Origin of the sequence: Hominifimenecus sp. rT4P-3 (genome assembly GCF_051055405.1) — a bacterium.
In the GTDB taxonomy this organism is placed as follows: Bacteria; Bacillota; Clostridia; order Lachnospirales; family Lachnospiraceae; genus Pseudolachnospira.
Map to the genome: position 1 here is coordinate 3090535 of NZ_CP167068.1, position 18649 is coordinate 3109183.

Annotated in this window: 19 protein-coding genes; 2 read left to right on the forward strand and 17 right to left on the reverse strand. The window is 50.4% G+C overall.

What is annotated here, in order from left to right; genetic code table 11:
• Positions 1 to 13: 13 nt before the first annotated feature.
• From mdcG to ACCC71_RS14325, 10 genes are all read right to left on the reverse strand, one after another.
• Positions 14 to 706, reverse strand: a complete 693-nt coding sequence (gene mdcG / locus ACCC71_RS14280) for a malonate decarboxylase holo-[acyl-carrier-protein] synthase (protein WP_434310294.1) — start codon at positions 704 to 706, stop codon at positions 14 to 16.
• Positions 691 to 1851, reverse strand: a complete 1161-nt coding sequence (locus ACCC71_RS14285) for a hypothetical protein (RefSeq protein ID WP_434310295.1) — start codon at positions 1849 to 1851, stop codon at positions 691 to 693. Before ACCC71_RS14285 ends, mdcG begins: the two co-directional genes overlap by 16 nt.
• On the reverse strand, positions 1796 to 2689 hold the full coding sequence (gene mdcE / locus ACCC71_RS14290; RefSeq protein ID WP_434310296.1) for a biotin-independent malonate decarboxylase subunit gamma: 894 nt from the start codon (positions 2687 to 2689) through the stop codon (positions 1796 to 1798). The genes ACCC71_RS14285 and mdcE overlap by 56 nt, the downstream gene beginning before the upstream one ends.
• Positions 2686 to 3627 carry a biotin-independent malonate decarboxylase subunit beta gene (locus ACCC71_RS14295; protein WP_434310297.1) on the reverse strand — a complete coding sequence of 314 codons (942 nt, stop codon included), beginning with the start codon at positions 3625 to 3627 and terminating at the stop codon, positions 2686 to 2688. The genes mdcE and ACCC71_RS14295 overlap by 4 nt, the downstream gene beginning before the upstream one ends.
• Positions 3624 to 4001 carry a malonate decarboxylase acyl carrier protein gene (gene mdcC, locus ACCC71_RS14300; protein WP_434310298.1) on the reverse strand — a complete coding sequence of 126 codons (378 nt, stop codon included), beginning with the start codon at positions 3999 to 4001 and terminating at the stop codon, positions 3624 to 3626. The genes ACCC71_RS14295 and mdcC overlap by 4 nt, the downstream gene beginning before the upstream one ends.
• A gap of 11 nt (positions 4002 to 4012) precedes the next feature.
• Positions 4013 to 5665: a malonate decarboxylase subunit alpha gene (mdcA, locus tag ACCC71_RS14305; RefSeq protein ID WP_434310299.1), complete on the reverse strand. Its 1653-nt coding sequence runs from the start codon at positions 5663 to 5665 to the stop codon at positions 4013 to 4015.
• 183 nt (positions 5666 to 5848) lie between these two features.
• Positions 5849 to 6286, reverse strand: coding sequence for a HutP family protein (locus ACCC71_RS14310; protein WP_434310300.1), 438 nt, complete (start codon positions 6284 to 6286; stop codon positions 5849 to 5851).
• Positions 6287 to 6416: 130 nt separating this feature from the next.
• On the reverse strand, positions 6417 to 7625 hold the full coding sequence (gene madB, locus ACCC71_RS14315) for a Na+-transporting malonate decarboxylase, carboxybiotin decarboxylase subunit (RefSeq protein ID WP_434310301.1): 1209 nt from the start codon (positions 7623 to 7625) through the stop codon (positions 6417 to 6419).
• A 1-nt stretch (position 7626) separates the two neighbouring features.
• The gene (locus tag ACCC71_RS14320; RefSeq protein WP_434310302.1) at positions 7627 to 7755 is read right to left on the reverse strand and encodes a hypothetical protein; all 129 of its coding nucleotides are present in this window, start codon (positions 7753 to 7755) and stop codon (positions 7627 to 7629) included.
• A 304-nt stretch (positions 7756 to 8059) separates the two neighbouring features.
• On the reverse strand, positions 8060 to 9328 hold the full coding sequence (locus ACCC71_RS14325) for an SLC13 family permease (RefSeq protein ID WP_434310303.1): 1269 nt from the start codon (positions 9326 to 9328) through the stop codon (positions 8060 to 8062).
• Between the two features lie 135 nt (positions 9329 to 9463).
• Between ACCC71_RS14325 and ACCC71_RS14330 the strand changes: the two genes are divergently transcribed.
• Positions 9464 to 10153, forward strand: coding sequence for a GntR family transcriptional regulator (locus tag ACCC71_RS14330; protein ID WP_434310304.1), 690 nt, complete (start codon positions 9464 to 9466; stop codon positions 10151 to 10153).
• Here the strand turns inward: ACCC71_RS14330 and ACCC71_RS14335 are convergent.
• Both ACCC71_RS14335 and ACCC71_RS14340 read right to left on the reverse strand, forming a co-directional pair.
• On the reverse strand, positions 10122 to 11660 hold the full coding sequence (locus ACCC71_RS14335; RefSeq protein ID WP_434310305.1) for a serine hydrolase domain-containing protein: 1539 nt from the start codon (positions 11658 to 11660) through the stop codon (positions 10122 to 10124). The two genes, ACCC71_RS14330 and ACCC71_RS14335, sit on opposite strands and share 32 nt — an antisense overlap.
• A 15-nt stretch (positions 11661 to 11675) precedes the next feature.
• Positions 11676 to 13085 (reverse strand): MFS transporter, encoded by a 1410-nt coding sequence (locus tag ACCC71_RS14340; protein ID WP_434310306.1) that lies wholly within the window; start codon positions 13083 to 13085, stop codon positions 11676 to 11678.
• Between the two features lie 230 nt (positions 13086 to 13315).
• On the opposite strand from ACCC71_RS14340, the gene ACCC71_RS14345 reads away from it, so the two are divergent.
• Positions 13316 to 13984 carry a GntR family transcriptional regulator gene (locus ACCC71_RS14345; protein WP_434310307.1) on the forward strand — a complete coding sequence of 223 codons (669 nt, stop codon included), beginning with the start codon at positions 13316 to 13318 and terminating at the stop codon, positions 13982 to 13984.
• A gap of 47 nt (positions 13985 to 14031) precedes the next feature.
• On the opposite strand, the gene ACCC71_RS14350 is transcribed toward ACCC71_RS14345, so the two are convergent.
• The 5 genes from ACCC71_RS14350 to ACCC71_RS14370 all read right to left on the reverse strand — a co-directional run bounded on the left by ACCC71_RS14350 (position 14032) and on the right by ACCC71_RS14370 (position 18647).
• Positions 14032 to 15549: a tripartite tricarboxylate transporter permease gene (locus tag ACCC71_RS14350; RefSeq protein ID WP_434310308.1), complete on the reverse strand. Its 1518-nt coding sequence runs from the start codon at positions 15547 to 15549 to the stop codon at positions 14032 to 14034.
• A gap of 14 nt (positions 15550 to 15563) precedes the next feature.
• The gene (locus ACCC71_RS14355; RefSeq protein ID WP_434310309.1) at positions 15564 to 16121 is read right to left on the reverse strand and encodes a tripartite tricarboxylate transporter TctB family protein; all 558 of its coding nucleotides are present in this window, start codon (positions 16119 to 16121) and stop codon (positions 15564 to 15566) included.
• Complete coding sequence (locus ACCC71_RS14360) at positions 16111 to 17208, reverse strand: tripartite tricarboxylate transporter substrate binding protein (protein WP_434310310.1); 1098 nt, start codon at positions 17206 to 17208, stop codon at positions 16111 to 16113. Before ACCC71_RS14360 ends, ACCC71_RS14355 begins: the two co-directional genes overlap by 11 nt.
• An 87-nt stretch (positions 17209 to 17295) precedes the next feature.
• Entirely contained in the window at positions 17296 to 17748 is a 453-nt protein-coding gene (locus ACCC71_RS14365) for a type II 3-dehydroquinate dehydratase (protein ID WP_434310311.1), read from the reverse strand.
• Positions 17745 to 18647, reverse strand: a complete 903-nt coding sequence (locus tag ACCC71_RS14370) for a shikimate dehydrogenase family protein (protein WP_434310312.1) — start codon at positions 18645 to 18647, stop codon at positions 17745 to 17747. Before ACCC71_RS14370 ends, ACCC71_RS14365 begins: the two co-directional genes overlap by 4 nt.
• Between the last annotated feature and the right edge of the window lie 2 nt (positions 18648 to 18649).

The following is an 18649-nucleotide window of genomic DNA, read 5'->3' on the forward strand; positions in this document are numbered from 1 at the left end:
TTCCTTTCTTTTCCTATTTTCTATTTTCTTTCAGCTCCGCTTTTAGCCGGATTTCCGCTCGCTGAAATCCCTTCACCAAGACAGTCTTCTGATCGGACAGCCACTCTGCCAGCTTCACGCCCCCGATGTCCGGAAGCTGAAGCTCCAAATCCAATGGACGATCAAACTGCCTGGAAAGAAAAACGCACGCCGAAAAAAATCCTTCCAAATCGCCGTTCTCCTTTTGATCTACAATCAAATCCACATCGGACCCTTCATGCAGATACGGCTTTCTTGTTAAAAGTTCCATAGCGGCCGCCCCTGTCAAACCAACCGCAACCTGATATCGCTCTTCCTGCTTTCTTACTTCCGCCAGCACGCTTGTCAAAGCGGCTGGCCACCGCGCTTCCATTTTCAAGATCTCATAGGGCGTAAGAACCCGTTCCACCGTGGTAAGGGGAAGCGCGGTGGGGACGCGGAAGCGGCTTCCTTGATGAAAAAGCCAAGAAGAGAATCCCACCTGCAAATTCCCTTCTTCCGGTTTTTCCTGACGGCGTACAATCGCGGGTACCGGACTTCCCGCCGGACGTTCTAATATCAATTCTTCTAAATGGGGCAGCCAGGTTTTTGGACACTCCCCTTTACTATAACCGAAGGCATACAGCCGTCCGCTCAAGTCTGCATATACAAAATCGTGCCGATTTACCTTGCTCAGCGCTTGATCCATGTTCCATCCCTCTTTGGATTTTTTTGATATTGCTTTTGGGCTTCTAAAAGCGAGTCCAGAAGCCCCGTCGCTTCCGGCCCCTCCAGAAAAACGCCGTCCGACTGCCTGCCATCCGGGATCAGCTTCAGCCGTGTTTGTTCTCCGGGAATAAAGATTTCCGAAACCCGGACAATTCGGCTTTTCATACGCAGGATACTCTTCGCCGCCCGGCGCGCCGTCAAAATATGTTCCACCGGACAAGACAAAATTTCTGTCTCCCAAGTTCGCCCGCTCTCTATCCGGGCATGAGTCGCCAGCGCTCCCTCCCGATTCAGACAATGCCGCCCCTTTTGAAATCCATCTCCAACGGCCAGGCCGCCAACCACCGGATAGACCACCTCCGGTTCCTCCGGGTGAGAGACCAAACGGATATCCCGCCGCAGAAAAACGCCGTCTAAAGCCAGCCAGCCAAACTCCTGACAGCCGTAAAGGTCATGAACCTCCCAGCCGTGAAACTCCCTCAAAACTCCCGGCAGCGCTGGATCTAAGGGCGTCCCGGCAGCAAGAAGAATCATCCTCTCCGGCAGCAAACTACCAAGTCCCAACCGTAGGGCGTCCTCTAATGCCGCCCGCAGAAATGAAGATTCTCCGATCGTAACCTCCGCGTTTTTTCGACACCAATCAAGAATGAGGCTTTCCCGGCTCGATCGTTCTAAAAATAAAGGCTGAACCCCTGCGCTCCTTAGCCCTTGGGGAGAAAACACCGCGACAAGGGGAGCATAGGTTACCAAAATTCTTGCTCCCTCGAAGATACCAAGACGCCGAAACACCTCTTTTGACACCAAAGCTCTCCCCGGCAGTTCCTCCGGCACTACGCCCACGGGCGTCTGGAACGCGCTGGTTCCTGTGGTAAACGTGAAATACGCATAATTTTTCGGCACATGTACTTCCTCGCGGACATGAGCAGCCGTCGGTCCATTCATCCCTTTGTCCTTTAGACTACGCCGCTCCATCTCAGAAAAATCAGGGGCTGTCCGGTAAATTCTCTCCATCTTTTCCAATAAAGAAAAGGCTTCTGCTGCGTTCCCCGCGTTTCTTTCCGAATCTTCTTTACTTCCCATCGGCGTCCGCTCTCCATGGGCGGTAATCGTCTGCGAAATCCGCAAACTCCTCCTCCATTTTCCGAATCACCCGGGACCGCCAAACACGCCCACCCCGCTCTTCGCCAAGGATGGCTCGCCCTAAAGGGCCCGTCTTCCCCTGTTCCTTTTCCTTCCTCAACGCTTTGATCTGACGGCTCACCGAAGGGCGAATGTCTTCTACAGAATCTAAGATTTCCTCCACGCCTCCCAGGCGGTAAAAGAAATCTGCTCCTGCCGCAAAAACCGGGTTTGTCTTTGACAGTTCTTCCAGCTGCTCGATATCCAGCTTTGTAATTCGGGAGATACTGCTGACCGGCATGACATGAATCATCGTACCAAACTCCGGCTTCATCGCGAGAATTCGATCCGCCTGTAATCCATGGCAAAGAAAGGCGCCGCTGATGGCCCGCCCGATCACAACGGCAATCACCGGATGACCCGCCATTCTAGCTTCCGCCAACGCCAGCTGATAGGCGCCTGTAGCTTTATTCATACCAGCGATTTCTTCTAATTTTCCAGGCGCATTTCCGGGCGTATCTACAATCAGCAAAAGCGGGCGTTTTTCGTCCGTGGGTTTTTGCCGATCGGCTTTCAGAACGGCATAAACGGCAAGAGCCATTTTATACGCTTCTTCCAGGCCGATTACCCCGAAATAAACGACAGGAAATTTTTCATTCATTGCCTGCGCGTCGTTGGCCAGGACTACCACCTCCTGCCCGTCGAGACGCCCGTTCCCTACTACGGCTCCAGGTCCAAAATTTTCCGGGAAAGTTCTTTCCGCCGCCTGATTTTCCTGAAAACTATCGGAATCCAGCAGCCATTCGATTGCCTCCCTGCCTTTTCCAATCAACGTCTCTGTCACTGCTTTGCCCTCCTTCTTGGAACCGCCTGGTTCAAAAACTCTTCTACCTCCATATCCGGCAGTTCCTCTGCTTTTCTGTTTCCAAACGCTTTCCACACGTCCATGGAATCGGAGGGAGCGATATCCGCCAGCCATTCCGCCAATTCCAATTGTTCTTCCACGAAAGCTTCGGAACCAATCCTGCGATAGCGGGCAATTTCATCGTAAGGCTTTTTCAAAATTTCTGAAACCGCTTCCCGGAAAGCTTTCATCGAATCGGGAACCAATACGTTGCAGTCGCCCATCAGATATTTATGCTTTCCTCCGGTCGTCCTGGAAATCAAAGATTTGTCAGAGGCGTCAAACTCCTCTTTTCCGATTTCCTGTTCGATTACTTCCGGACCAGTCAGCCCCAGCCGGCCTTCCGGACTCATAATCACAGCGTCCGTCGCCGCGGCGACAAATCCCATCCCGCCGAAGCATCCCACTTTGCTTCCAATGATCGCTAATACCGGTATCTTCCCCCGGCAACGCTGGATTTGATCCATCACCTCCGCATGAGCCAGCAGCCCTGCGTTCGCTTCATGAAGGCGCACGCCTCCGGTCTCAAAGGAAAGGAGCACAGCCGGACGGCAGACCTCTTTTTCACCATAATTTTTCCAGTCTTCATACTCGGCCAGCGCCAGCTGGAAAATTCCAACCATTTTCGCGCCGCCAATCTCCCCGACTGCGCCTCCGATAAAACGGCCTTCCTGGGAAATCACAAAAACCGGATGCCTGCCAATCCTTCCGACGCCGGTCACTACGCCGTCGTCAAAAGCTACCGCTTCTCCTAAAATCGGAAGATGCGGGCTTGTCAGTCGATCTCTGGGGCCCGCGAATTCCCGGAATGTTCCAGCATCCACCAGGCCGGTCGCACGCTGTCTGGCGGTAGCCGAAAAAAAGCTCTGGTTATTCATGACTCCTGTCCCTCCTTCCCCTGTTTTCCTTCGGCGTCCCCTTTTTCATCTCCAGAAAGAATTCCTCCCGCTTCTTTCAGCGCCTGTGTCAGACGAAGCGACACGATAAAAGGGGTCGCATTGTTGTCGTTGATTGAAATGGACAGGTCTCCCAGCGCATTTTCTTCCACAAAATTTTGCAGCACCATTTCCCAAATATACTCAAAACCATGAACCGGTGTGCTCACCTGTACGTCTACCGCGCCTTCCATCGATTTTTGCTCCATCAGAATTTCCAAATCTCCAGAGCCTACCACGCCGGTATGACTCCATTCCTTGGCGATGGTGTTTCCTTTTCTCCCGAAAAAGGTATACGTTAATGTCTGTAATGTCATATCGCCCTCCTCTACCACGTTTTAAACCGAGCCGGCGGATGATATAGGTTTTTTGACCACTCTACCAGCTCGCGAACGCTCTTTGCCGCCAATAAACTCCGGTTAGCCATCGTCCGGTCGATCCCCAAATCTTCCGGCGTTTTCACGATACCTCTCTGACGAAGTTCCTTTGTCTTTTTTCCGTCTGCCTTTCGCCCTACCGGCGTATATCCCGCCACCGCACGGATTGCGGCGGTCCGCTCTTCGATACTAGTACAGCGGTGAAGATAGGCGATCCCCGTCTCTGTGACGATATGGGTCAGGTCGTCTCCATAAATCATGACCGGTGGAATGGGGAGATTCGCCGCTTTTTGCAGTTTCCAAGCGTCCAGCTCTTCCACAAAGCCGGGAACCATCTTTTCCCGGAAAGTATCCTGCATCTGAACGACCAGGCGGCGTCCCCGCGGCATATGCCCCAGGGACTGCGCCCGCATCCCATCTTCCTGCCCACACTTCAGCCACGCGTCGCTTCCATGGCGCCGCCCTCTGGCATCGCATCCCATATTCGGAGCGCCGCCAAAGCCTGCGATACGGCTGGCCGTAGCGGTGGAGCTATTCCCCTCCTCGTCGATCTGCAAGGTGCTCCCGATGAACATATCACAGGCGTAATGTCCGGCTGCCTGGCTCATCGCACGGTTTGAGCGCAGCGTGCCGTCCGGACCGACAAAGAAAATATCCGGCCGGTTTTCGATGTATTCTTCCATCCCCAGCTCCCCGCCAAAGCAGTGGATACTCTTCACCCATCCGGATTCAATCGCCGGAATTAGGGTCGGATGAGGATTGAGCGCAAAATAAGAACAAACCTTTCCTTTCAGTCCCAGCTGTTCCCCATAGGTAGGCAGCAACAGCTCAATGGCCGCCGTATCAAAACCGATTCCATGGTTCAGCCGCTGCACGCCATATTCTGCATAGATCCCTTTGATCGCCATCATCGCTCGCAAAATCTGGGCTTCCGTGATCAGCGCAGGATCTCTGGTAAATAATGGTTCCACATAGAACGGCCGGGGCGCTTCCACCACGTAGTCAACCCAATCGCCGGGAATATCCACCCGCGGCAGCCGGTCCACCACCCGGTTCACCTGAGCGATTACGATTCCCTGTTTAAAGTGGGTAGCCTCCGTTACTACCGGCGTATCCTCCGTATTAAAACCAGTGTAAAGATTTCCTTCGCGGTCCGCTTCCACCGCCGCCACCAGGGCCACCCGCGGAACCAAATCCATAAAATATCGGCCAAATAGCTCCAAATACGTATGAATGGATCCCAATTCCAATTTCCCATTTTGAACCAATTCCGCCAGCTTTGCCGCCTGAGGGCCAGAGTAAGAAAAATCAATCTTTTTTGCAATTCCTTTCTCCAGCAGCTGAATATGACTGTTCATCGCTACCGCGGACTGAACCAGATGAAGATCATGTACTTTTTCCCGGTCTACCCGGCACAGCATTTCGGCCAAAAAGTCCGCCTGCTTTTGATTATTTCCCTCCAGACAGACTCGATCCCCCGGCCGAAGAACCGCCTCCAGCAGCTTTCCGGTCTGTCTGGCCGCTACCAGCTTTCCCTCTGTCCGGTAGCGGTCTCCCTGCTCCAACCGTCGCTTTCTATCTTCTTTTTGACGACACCATTCCATCGGTTAAAACTCCTTTCCTTTGCATTTATGCCCCTAGCAGGGCGCTTTTTATTCGATAGGAAGTTTCAATGAAATTTCCTATTGAATAAAAAGAGGATAGTATCCCCTTGTGCGGGAACTATCCTCATACTCTCATCCATATACAATTTTCATCTTCCAGGGAAGCTCCTCCCCGCTATCTATTTAGACATTCATCACGCCAAGCCCGCAGCGTTCGTGGCTGGACATCGGGTGAATCGCGGATTCACCGAACATCGCCACTGCCAGCCAGTGCTGCTTTCGGATAATCGCGACCTTCAAAGCCAGATCGGTATCGGAGGCCACATTGATAAACACGCCCCGTTTTGCCTCCTCGCAGGCATGAAGCAACGCATGCATCTCATGGGGAAGCTTCTCAATCACCGCGCTGTTCAGACTGGCGCCTACCACGGCTCGGTTTATTTTTTCCTGGAAGTCTCTGCTGGATTTTCCTCCCACTTCCGTCACCACCAATTTCCACCCTTCTTTTCCAAAGTCTGCTTTCACAGCTTCTTCTTCCGCTAGGGTTCGTGTCAATGCCAGTCTCATAGCGCGGTATCCGATTCCCTCCCAGTAATTGCTCTCATACTCTGAACGGTTCATTCGATTCCTCTCCTTCTCTCAAACAATCCTGTATGCGGAAATCATACCACGGCTTTCCTCTTCCTTCAAGTCCGTTTCCTGCCGCGCCGCAGGCAGAGAATTTTTCTCTGCCAAATTCTTTCTTGTTCTTTTATTGTATCAAAGAAATTGTCGATACAAATACGCCGGCCACAATCGCGCTTGTAATCACACCACAGATATTGGCGCCCATGGCTACCGGCAAAATCATCGCGAATGGATTTTCTTCCTCCGCCGCATGCTGGGCTAATTTTGCAGTCGTAGGCACACAGGAAACTCCGGCAATGCCAATCACCGGGTTAAAATCACCCTTCTTTATTTTGTAAAACAGCCAGCCGCCCAAAAGGCCGCCAATTCCTGAGACCGCCAGCGCTAAAATACCCAGCGCCAGAATGACGATTACCACCGGATTTAGGATGGTAGACGCCTCGCAGAGCGTTCCCAACAATAACCCCAGGAAAAAGGTGGACATATAGGTGATTCCATTTTCCAGCATTTTCTGATAAGGAAGCACTTCCGCTTCTTTAATCGCCACGCCGACAAAGAAAGAAAAAATCAAGGGAGAAGCCATCGGCAGGAGCAGACATAATACGCCGCAGGTAATGATAATAAAAATAAATTTGGTCTTTTGCGGTACATCCGGCGGATATACTTCCACATCAATTCCCCGATACTTCTTCGGGACGATCAAACGGATCAGATACGGATAGCCGCCGTAAGTTAAGCTTAAATACAAATAGGCAATAATCGAAATCGGCACGAAAATTTCCGGCGACAACATCAGGGACGTAAAAAGCACCATCGGCCCGTCCGCGCCTCCGATCGTTGCGATAGCTGCCGCCTGGCCAGCATCCAGATGAAAGACCGACACCCCCAAAATCAGTGCCACAAAGCTGCCAAGTTCCGCAAACAGCGCGATTGTAATGCAGGTCCAAGGCCTGGCCAGCAGAAAACTAATCTCGCTCCTAGCGCCAATTCCCATAAATACCAAGCAGGCAATCAGTCCGTTGCTGAATGTCAGATTATAAATTGGCTGCAAAAAGTTAACTTGAATCGCATCCATGATACCAGCAGCGTCGCCGACTAAGGGATCCAAAAACAAAGTTCCAATCCCGCCGCCTTCCAGAAACATTTGCCCTGCATTAACGGCAATCATACCGATTCCCATGGGAATCATGATGAGAGGTTCCAGCTTACGGGTAAAGCCCAGATAGGCCAAAACAAAGCCAAGTACAATCAGGATCAGGCGCGCCGCCGCAATGGTAAGATCCTCCTGAAAAAATGTTCCGATTCCCGGAAAAAGCTGTGACAAAAAATCCATGCTACTTTTCCTCCTTTTTCTTATTCCGCTTCCGGAACATCCAATCCGTTGCCACAATGATCCCAATTACCAGATAGGACAAGGCAATCGTCAGCAAATAAGCAAATCCGCTGTAAGTTACAATATTCATTCCTTTCTCCTTTCAAACGAAAGCGGAGCGTTTTTTATTCTACAGGAAATTCCATCGGAATTTCCTGTAGAATAAAAAAAGGAAAGCGAATATACACTCACTTTCCTCAAACTCTCAGTCGCTATATAGTTACTATCTCTTCTCGTTCTCTCAATCTCTGGCTATAGAGTAGCACACTTCGCGGGCAATTGCAAGCGGTTTTAAAAAAAATTGAGAAGCTTATTATCTGCTCACGCCCAGCTTGGTCATCAACGCCTCTTAAGGAGGAAATTGATCTTTCAGGCTTACAAAAATTGGAAACCCTTTATTCAAAGGGAAAAAACACCGGCACCAGAAGAATATTTGTTATCCCTAACAGAATATCCAGTCCCAGACTGTACCTCACGTAATCGCGAAAACGGTATCCATAGACGCCGACCATGGTCAAGGGCGTATTGGACAAAGGCGTACAAAGCGCGATGGAAGAAGCTAAGGTGATTCCCATCGCAAAGGGGTACGGCCCAAAGCCTTTTGCTTCGCAGATCGATAGCACCACCGGCAGCACGATGACAAGGGCGGTCCCATTGGTCAAAAATTCACTGAGCAGCTGGGTGAGAACGACTGCGCAGACAAAGAGAAACCATGGAGAAAATTCATCTCCGATCAAAGCGAAAATCCACTCGGCCAATTGCTGGCCGCCGCCGCTTAGCCGGACCGCCTGCATAAGCCCCAGGCATCCGGCTAATTTCAAGACGCTGCTCCACCCTACCGCCTCAATCGCCTCTTTCTGGGTCGTACACCGAAAAAGAATGCAGCAAACCGCGCCTCCCGCTCCGATGATCGGAAGTGGAACCGGTTCCCACAGAAAAAGTATCACCACAGCCCCGAAGATTGCCAGCATCACGATCTGTCTTCCACATCCGGCAGGCCCTTCTGCGCCTTTTGTTTCCCATGCCGGTTCCGGCGCCTCGCTACCTCCCCAGATTTTCTTTCCAAGGGGATAACCAACTCCCGTCACGTAAACAACCAAAACAAGAACAAGTGCGATTCCGACAAAGCTAAAGTCAAAAAAACGAAAGCCGCGCCCAGTCGCCTCCAGCAGCAAATTCTGCGCCGTCATCTGCGGAGCCGAACCAACCAGGGTAGCCGCGCCTCCTACCACACAGGCCATACTGACCGGAAGCATTAAATTCCGCAAATCCATACGCTCATTTTCTCTTTGAATATTGCCAAACACGGCCATAAACATGGCCAAAGTGGCCACATTGGACAAAAAAGCTGATACAACGGCCGCCAGGCAGACGGAAAGCAGTAAGAGGCGCCGTTCGGATCCTCCGGAAAACCGAAAGATCACCGCTCCTACTTTTCCAGCCACTCCGGTTCGGAACATGGCGTCTCCCAAAATCATCATGGAAACCACCAGTATCACGGAACTGGAAGAAAACTGTCCAAATACCTCTGAGAACTCCGCCACCTGAAACAACACCATCCATATGCAGCCAAGAATGGCGGCCGTCGCCATCGGAATCCACTCTGTCAAAAAAAGAAAAATGCAGATGGCAAATATGATCAAGCCTCGTTCTGCCGCTCCCATGTTTACCCACTCCTTCTCTTTGTACAAGAACACTGCCGTTCGCTTCCGACAGCATTCTTACACAGATTTCTTTCTTGCCTCTTTTCCTTTCATCTACTATAATAGCTGTAGACCAATGAACGCGAGGGTATGCTTATGTTAGAACCGATCAAAAATGAACCTGCCCGGAATCAGGTCCTGGCAGAACTGCGCCGGAACATCTTTTCCGGGGCCTTTCCGCCAGGATCCGAATTAAATCCGGATCACTTAGCCGGCGAGCTGGGCATTTCCCGTACCCCGGTCCGTGAAGCCCTTCAGCTTTTGGCCGGAGAAGGGCTGATCGACTATATCCCCAAAAAAGGCGCATATGTCAAGGAACTCTCTGTGGATTTCCTGGACGATTACTATGATACCCGTAAATGGCTGGAGGGCCTGGCGATTCGCTATGCCTGTCAGACAGGCGTCGATCCGGAACTTCTTTCCCAATATATGGAGGAAGAGCAGGCTGCTTATGAGGCGCAGGATATCCCTCGTCTCAGCGCCTGCAGCAAGCGTCTGGAGGAATACCTGTATCATGCCTGCCAAAGCCCCCTGCTGGAATCCTATCTGCTGCAGCTCTTGGAGGCGTCGCCCCGCCATTATTCCCGGGATGACGAGGCTAGAACGCTGTTTGTAAAGGCCACTTACCAGTATCATTGCCAATTGATTCAAGCGCTGATACAGGGAGATGTCGAAGATGCCATCGAGCGAACCAGCCGCCACCTCGACGTAGCGAAGGAAAACTACCTAAAATACCGGGAAACCGAAGCGCGGTTTAAGCTTTTGCATAAGGACCCGTCAAAATAACATCTGGATTCTTCGTCTGATTCCCCGGCAAAAAATGATGATGAATCCGAACAGAAACGGATTTTTCTGCAAAAGTAAAGCTCTGCGTCACCATACACATCAAATCCATTCTCCGGGCATTGATTTGAAGTACCTGTTCCCCTGTCCATGCTGCGGACAGCAGCCACGGCTGGTTCGGCCCATATCCTAAAATCTTTGCCGGCTCATAGCCCTTGATGACCGCGCTGAGAGAACTGGCCGCAGGAAGAAGAGGAAAATCCGTATTTTCTTTCCATTCTCCATCCATACCGCAGACACAGGACACCCGCTTTCCATTGCGGATCACCTCCACCGCAACCTCTTTGCCTAAGGAAAACGTCACGCACTCAATCCCCTGTGGATTCTCGTCAAATACCACGGTTTTCCCATCCCATTCTTCCTGTCGGGGCGAACGGACGCTTCCCGCTGGCGCTAGACTGTACCGCTTTGTCAGGTCCTGAAGATCTCTCACGTCCTCTTCCACCGCTTTTACCGGCGCCTCATGGCAGCCGCAGACAATATGCCGTTCAAATAGATCGATGATCTTTTGCGCGTTATCCTGGTTTTCATTGGCCATATATTCACATGCCATATCCAATTCCGGAATCACAATCGCCTGCTGGCCATACCCGCCGCTAAAACGATACCCGCCGAAACTGCATCCATAGCAAAACAAACCAAAGCCGTATTGGTTGCAAGGTTGATCCGGATAAAAATCTTGGGACGGAAAATACCGTTTTCCGACCAAATCACAGAGATCTGCACGCAGCAGCTGCACGCCGTTCCAGGAACCATGCTGCAAGAAAAACTGAGCAAATTTCACAAAATCCAAGGGAGACAGGCATTGGGTGGTTGGTTCCAAATCCTCCGGGTGAGCCGGATCCAGGCAGGTCTCGCATAGATCTTCGATCCCCAGCGGTTCAAAAAAGCGGGGTCTTAAGTATTCTAACATATTTTGACCTGCCAAAACCCGCGGAATACAGCAAACCAAATGAGGCGGCGCATTATTATACTCGAATTTCACTCCTGGCTGCCGCAGCAGAGGCTGGCCCAAAAAGGCCTGAATCCAATTATCCGTGTTCCTCATCTCGTAAAAGCCTGTGCGCGGATGGCCGTTGGACATGGTCAAAAGATCCCTTACCGTCATACTCTTCATCCGAGGATCCATTTCCTCCGGCAGCTCGTCTGCAAAAATCTCCACCACCTTATCTTCCAGCCGCAGCTTCCCCTCCTGAACGAGGAAAAGGACCGCCAGACACTGGATTCCCTTGGCCGAGGAATAAATGCGGTGAGGGCTGTCCTCCGTAAACGGCTTTGCCACGCATCTTACAATCATGTGATTATGGCGAATCACATGAAAACTATGAAGTTCAATCCCTTCCTTTTGAATATCCGCAAAGAAATTAAGGAAGGAGCGGGAGAAAATCCCCTGCTCCTCCGGAATACTGGACGGAAACTGCATTCCGTCCCATTGCATATCTGGTAACATCGAAACCACTCCTTCTTACAAATTTAAATCATTTAGCTTGGTGAAAGCAATGATCTGCCGCAGGCACAGGCAAACCAGCGCGATTCCAATCATCCATACCATCGCTGTGGTAAAGTCAAGAGAGTTGTACAGCACTCCGGCGACCGCTGTATAGATGGTAGCTACACAAGTGGCAGAATAGTTTTGAATCGCAAGGCCAGACCCTCTCATATCGATCGGCATAGAGCTGGCAACCAGAGCTTTTGTTGGACTATTCTCAAAAGCAGCTCCCCCCTGGAACAGGCAAAGGGACAACAGAATCAGCCAGCCCGGCGTTCCTTCCTTTAGGCATAAAAACAGCAGCGCCACCGACAGAATTTCCACAAACCCGCCTACGACCAAAGCAATCTTATAATTCTTGTTTTTATTGAGACTTTTGGACAGCCAATATCCGATCAGCGGGGATAAAATCACCGGCACAAAACGGCGTACACTCCATGCGCCCGTCTGGGCCGCCGTAAAGCCAAGCACTCCCTGGGCATATTTGATTAAATAAGAACCAATAAGGGTTACGGTCGGGTTGGACAACATAACGATCAAGATTACCGGGATAAATCCTTTAATGGAAAACATCTTTATATTAATAAGAGCGTTCTCCGCTGTTTTCATCCGACGGACAAACAGACACAGGCATATAACTGCGCAGAGATAAAGCAGCAGCGACCAGATAGAAAGCCAGGGAATCTGCTTCCCACCCAAGGTCAACCCAATGGACAGAGGGGCGACAAAGAAAAACATCAGCGCCAGGCCGGCCCAGTCAAAACGATCGTGCTTCTTCTCTCCCTCGGCGGTTTTCATGTCCGGGTAAAGAGCCAATATCGCCACCCAGCTAAGAATCGAGAAGATCAGCAAGCTATTGATCGCCGTACCCGCGGCAAACATCCCCGACAGCCAGCCGGAAAAATAGGGGATAATAATGGAACCAAAAGACATCAGCCCTTGGGCATAGCCGATAAAAGCTGGCACATCATCCTTATCCATCACATCCGCCACCATAGAGCTGGACAAAGGATTCACCGTGCCAAAGGCCAAGCCTAACACTACATAAGCAGCCAGCATGACCGCCACATTGGGAACGGTACCTAAGAGAAATGTCGCAATCGCGTACAGACCAACGCCAATCAAAGCAGTCTTTTTTCTCCCCAGTACATCCGAAAGTTTTCCTCCAATGGGGCCGGCTATGGTGGTGCTCAGGCTAAGAAGCGTTGTCATGATGGCATAAATGCCCGGCATGTTCACTTCCTCCAGCCGGAAATTCAGCAGATTTTTCATCGAGTTGTTCATGGCAATCATGGACATGGTCAAGATGCCGATGGGCAAAAACACGAGAATTTTCTGCACCAGCGGAGAATCTGCTTTTAACGGGTAACTTTTTTTCATCTCCATCGTCTCTCCTCTCTCATCCTCTAACCCAAAGTATAGTGCTCTCGATTTAAGTCTTTACTTCGGATATTGGATATTGGATATTTTATATTCGTACTATAACACCCTCCCGCAGATTTGTCAACTGACAAAAGGAAGAATCTCTCTTCAAGAAATTCTTCCCTGGATTTCTGGACTTCTGTTTTACTTTTTGATAGGATAAGAATTACCGATAGAAAGAGAGGATACGGCAGATGAAGGACTTGGCAAAGCCGTTAACGAACCGAGAGAGAATCGCGCAAATTCTCCGGAAAGGAATCTATTCCGGAACCTTCCACCCCGGCCAAGAACTGGTTCAAAATACCATTGCCACACAGCTTGGCGTATCACGGATGCCGGTACGAGAAGCAATCTATATCCTTTTAAAGGAAGGCCTGGTAGAACATATTCCAAACCGGGGATTTTTTGTTAAAAATATTACCCGCGCCTTTTTTGAAGATTACTTTTTTATCCGCACTTTGTTTGAACAAAAAGCAGTTTCTTATATATGTAAAACGCTGGAAGACTCCAGCGTTTTACAAGAATTTTTAGTGGGCGAGCAGAATGCTTATGAACGTCAAGATGTCCCCGCCCTCAGCCAATACACAAACCGTCTTCAAAACTATATTGGTTCTCACTGTGGGAGCCCTAGGCTTTCCACCTATTTGCAGCAGCTTTGGGATATGTCTCCCCGACGGATCTCCGCAGATAGCGGACAGCAAGTACTTTTTATCGACTCTACGTTCCAATATCATCAATCTTTGGTAAAGGCGATTCTAAAAAATGAGGAAGAGACCGCCTGCCGTTTGATTGCAAACCATCTGGAATTAAGTAAAACCCACTATTTTTCGATCCGTGATGAACTTCATTTGGATGAAGAATAGCCAATCGATCTCACTTTTTTTCCAAAATCCGTCTACTGGAACCGCTTTTACCCTCGTGTTCCCCGCAGCTTCTTCTTCACCGAAGCCACTCCGTTTAAGAACCATTTCTGCTTCAAGAGAATCGTAAATACGATGATCAAAAACAAAATCAAGGTGATGGGTCTGGTAAAGATCGCCTTGACGCAGCCGCCTACGCCCCGATATACGATCAAAGCATTCCGAAGGTTCTTCTCCAAAAGATTTCCTAAAACAATACCTAAAACCATCGGAGACGCCGGATAACCGTACTTTTTCAAAATATATCCTACGATTCCGAAGAACATCATAAAGCCTACGTGGGTCAACAGGTTATTGGTGGAAAACGCTCCGACCACCGTCAAAATCACAATGATGGGGAACAACCTTCCTCCAGGAATCTCTACAAATTTCGCAAAGATCTTAATTCCCGTCAAGCCAAAAAACAGTAAAAAGATATTGCCAATAAAGCTCAGAGAAACAATCAAATAGAAAAAGTTCTCATTGGTGGAAAGCAGCGTCGGTCCGGGATTCAACCCGTGCATGGTAAGCGCTCCCAAGAGTACCGCCGTCACGCCGTCACCAGGCACTCCCAGCGTCAGCATCGGGATTAACGCGCCGCCTACCGCCGCATTATTGGCGGATTCCGGAGCGATCACGCCTTCGATGGCTCCCTCTCCAAAAGGAACTTCCGGGTTCTTTGTCGTCTGTTTGGCATGGTCATAAGAAAGGAAAGCGGCAATGGAACCGCCTGCTCCCGGCAGCGCGCCGATTACGGTCCCGATAATCGAACAGCGCAGCGTCAGCCAGAAATGCTTTTTCACCAGGCCAAACTCCGGTATGATCTTATCCACATCCTGCCGAATGACTTCCTGTTTTCCCTTCCCAACCTGTATAAGAGCCTCCGCAAAGCCGTAAAGACCGATCATCGCAACTACATTGGGAACTCCGGCCATCAATTTTGTCGAGCCAAAGGTGAAACGGGTGATGCCGCTGATGGAATCCAGGCCAATCCGCCCGATCAAAATACCAAAGCAGGCCGCCATCAATCCCTTTGTGATGGTCGTATTTCCCAGGGCTCCGACCATCAGCATTCCCATAAAGCCCAGCAGGAAATAGTCCAGAGGGCCAAAGTTTACCGCCAGTTTTGAGATTGCCGGCGTCAAAACCAAAAGAAACACGCTTCCGATCAAGCCGCCGACCACACTTTGGGTTGTCGACACGCCGATCGCCCTGGCGGCCAACCCTTTCTTTGCCAGCGGATAACCATCAAATACCGTTGCTACCGCAGCAGGTGCGCCCGGAATGTTTAACAAAATAGCGGAACGGGAACCGCCGTAAACCGCGCCGATGTAAATACCGATCATCGCGGCGATCGCAATGCTCATATCCCAACCGTAGGTTACAGAGATCAGCAAGGAAATCGCCATGGTTCCTGTCAGGCCAGGGATTGCCCCCACGTAGACGCCGGCGCAAGTTCCGAGCGCCAGTGCCAAAAGAATTCCAGGGCTCGTAAAGGGAACCGCTAGATAGCCTAAAATTGTACTCATTGACATATTCCTCCCTACGGTAAAAAGACTTTAAACAGCACTTTAAAAATCAGATACAAAGCCCCAATGCAGACTCCTGTATAGATTAGATTTTTCACAAAATTCTTCGGAATCAGATAACACATGGCTGCCAGGAGAAAAATCAACGAGGAAATCACAAAACCAACGCCAAATTCCAGCATCACATAGTAGACCACTGTCATCAGCAAAAATACCAGCGCATTCTTAGGAAGCAAATACTGAACAATACTTTTGCACTTTTCTCCGATGCCCATCCCAGTAGTCGCCGACCCTTTTCGGATATTTTGAATCAAATCCGCGACCCCTAGGATCAAAAGAAAACCGGAAACAATCAAAGGGAAGGTACTGGAGCCGGAAAGAGACGGATCATCCTGGTAAATCCCGATTGACTCCCAGAAAAACACTGCCGCAACAACGATAAAAAGCAGCGAGACCATGCGGGTTCCCGGCTTTTGTTCTGCCTTTTTTAGAGCGGCAGGCTCCCTTCCGGGAGCCTCCGTCATTTTTTCCTGATATTTCGTTTCATTTCCTGCATTTGTTTTATTCATCATATCCCAAATCCTTCATGGTTTTCTCCACAACGCCGCTTTCCGTTAAAGCCAACAATGCTTTGTGTCTCCACTCATCCAGGAATTTCTTTGCCTCCTCGCCGGTTAATCCAAGGCCAGAGAGACCCTGATCCTTTAAGGACTGCTGGAATTCATCCGAATTATATGCCTGCGTGAACACATCCGTCAGGTAGGCAACCACTTCCGGATCGGTATCCGCCGGAACGCAGATCGTGTAAAATGCGCCAAGAGGCAGGTATTTCTCCATCTCCGGATAATCTTCTACGATAGCCGGCACATCGTCCCAATAACGCTCCACGCTGTTGGTGCAAAGAACGCGCACATCTCCGCTGTCTTTGTAGCTCTGAACCGCGGCAGTGGAGGATACGCAGAAATCAGCAAAACCACCCAGAACCGTTACGATAGAAGAAGACGCTCCATCGGAAGTATAGGTGCCGGGATCAAAGCCAGCGGCCGTTTTCCAGATCGCAGACAGCGTTCCGTTGATACCAACCTTACCGGAAGCAACTTTCAATACGCTTCCCGGATTGTCGATATCCGCTTGGAACAAATCCTTTACGGTCTGGTAAGGGCTATCCGCCGCCACCGTGATGGTCTGGACTGCCTCCGATACTACCATAATCGGAATGACATCGTCGTAGGTATACTGAATCAGATCATAGGCATCGTACAAGGCCGGTGTCTCCGCGCCGATACACAACGTATATCCGTCTGGAGCCGCCTCGCAGGCCGCCAGCCAAGAAGTGGAACCGGAAGCTCCCGCCGTATTTTCTACGACAATACTGGAACCCAAAAGCTTCTCTGCCGCCGTAAATAGAGGACGAACTGCCATATCCGTTGCTCCGCCGGCGCCGTAACCGATCATAGCCTTCAAATCACGTTCCGGATAGCTGTTAGCACCGCCGTTTCCAGCAGGCTCCGTCTTTACTTCTGCCGCTGTGCTTTCTACCGCAGCTTTCGTTCCCGCCTCCGTAGGGGCAGCCGTTGTTCCGCTTCCAGAGTTGCCGCAGCCCCCCAATAAACTGGCTGTCAAAAGCAAGCTCATCATTACCGCGATGTTCTTTTTCATTTCTTTTCCTCCCTTCCATATTGCCAAGCCTTTTCGGCCTAGTATCGTATCTACTTTTCGATATGTTTTATAGATATTTACTGTTTGCTATTTACCATCTTTTCCGTCGGCCAACATGACCGCCGCCCGAAGAGCCAACGGATACGTATCGATCTGCATTCCCATCAACACTGCCGTAGCTACTTGAGTCGTAGTGCCTTGAGGGCTTCCATTCTTTTTGCGGAAAAGATTTGCCATATGAACTTCGATCACCGGCACACGCAAAAGCGCCAATGCTTCCTTAATTCCACAATCACAGTTGGTAAATCCGCCAGGATTGATAATCACCGCGTCAGTCTGATCAAAGAATGCCTGATGCAGCTTGTCCACCAGATCGCCCGCATGGTTGGATTGGAAGCATTCCAGGGAAACTCCCAGTTCTTTTGCCTCTTCCTGCATTCTGGCATTCACCTGATCCAACGTCACAGAGCCATAGAATTCTGGATTCCGAAACTGGAACATATTCGCGTTTACGCCATGCAGCATTAAAATTTTCTTCACCGGACGCCCGCTCCTTCCTGCTTCGCCTGTTCTTCCGCCAAAAGGCTGTCAAACACCTGCTCCCACTCTTCGTAATTGGTTACTTTTCTTCCAGAACGCCGTTCCGCTCCCAGCATCTGCAAACGAATCAGCATTCCCTTTCCGCTCAAAATTTGGCAGCCGGATTCTTTTGCTTCCCGCAGGAAACGGGTTTCCGCTGGATTGTACACTGCGTCAAAGGCAATCTGCCCTTCCCGAAAAACCGAACGGTCTAACGGCGTCTCCGACAGATGCGGCGCCATCCCCAATCCCGTGACATTCATCACTACATCCGCTTCATGGGCCAGCTTCTGTACGCGGGCCACGTCGGAAAAGTCCACAGCTTCCGCCACCGGGGCAAACGCATGGTTAATATTCTCTGCTAACTCTTCCGCATATTTTCCAATTAAATCGGTAATATAAATCTTCTTTGCGCCTTCGTTGGCCAACGCACCACAGATGGCGCGTCCTGCGCCGCCGGCTCCAAAGCAGAAAAATACGGATTCAGAAATCTTACAGCCGGTTCTCTGTAGGGAATACAGAAACCCTTCCCCATCCCTGCTAAAACCGACTAGTTTTCCATCGATGATATGCACATGATTGACTGCTCCCATCTTCCGGGCAAAGTCATCCAGCTCGTCGCAATACTGGATCACCTGCACTTTAAAGGGTTTGGTGATCCCGATGGACTTTACATTCATGTAACGCAGTCCATGGATCACATCACCCAAGCGGGAAGCGTCCGCAAGCTCGATGGGAAAACGGAGAATGTCCAGCCCCATCCGTTCATACATCACATTGGAAAGCTTTGCTGATAAGGACTGACGCATCGGATAGCCGATGGTCGGAGCCAGTACCGTATCCACTGTAACCTGGATCATCG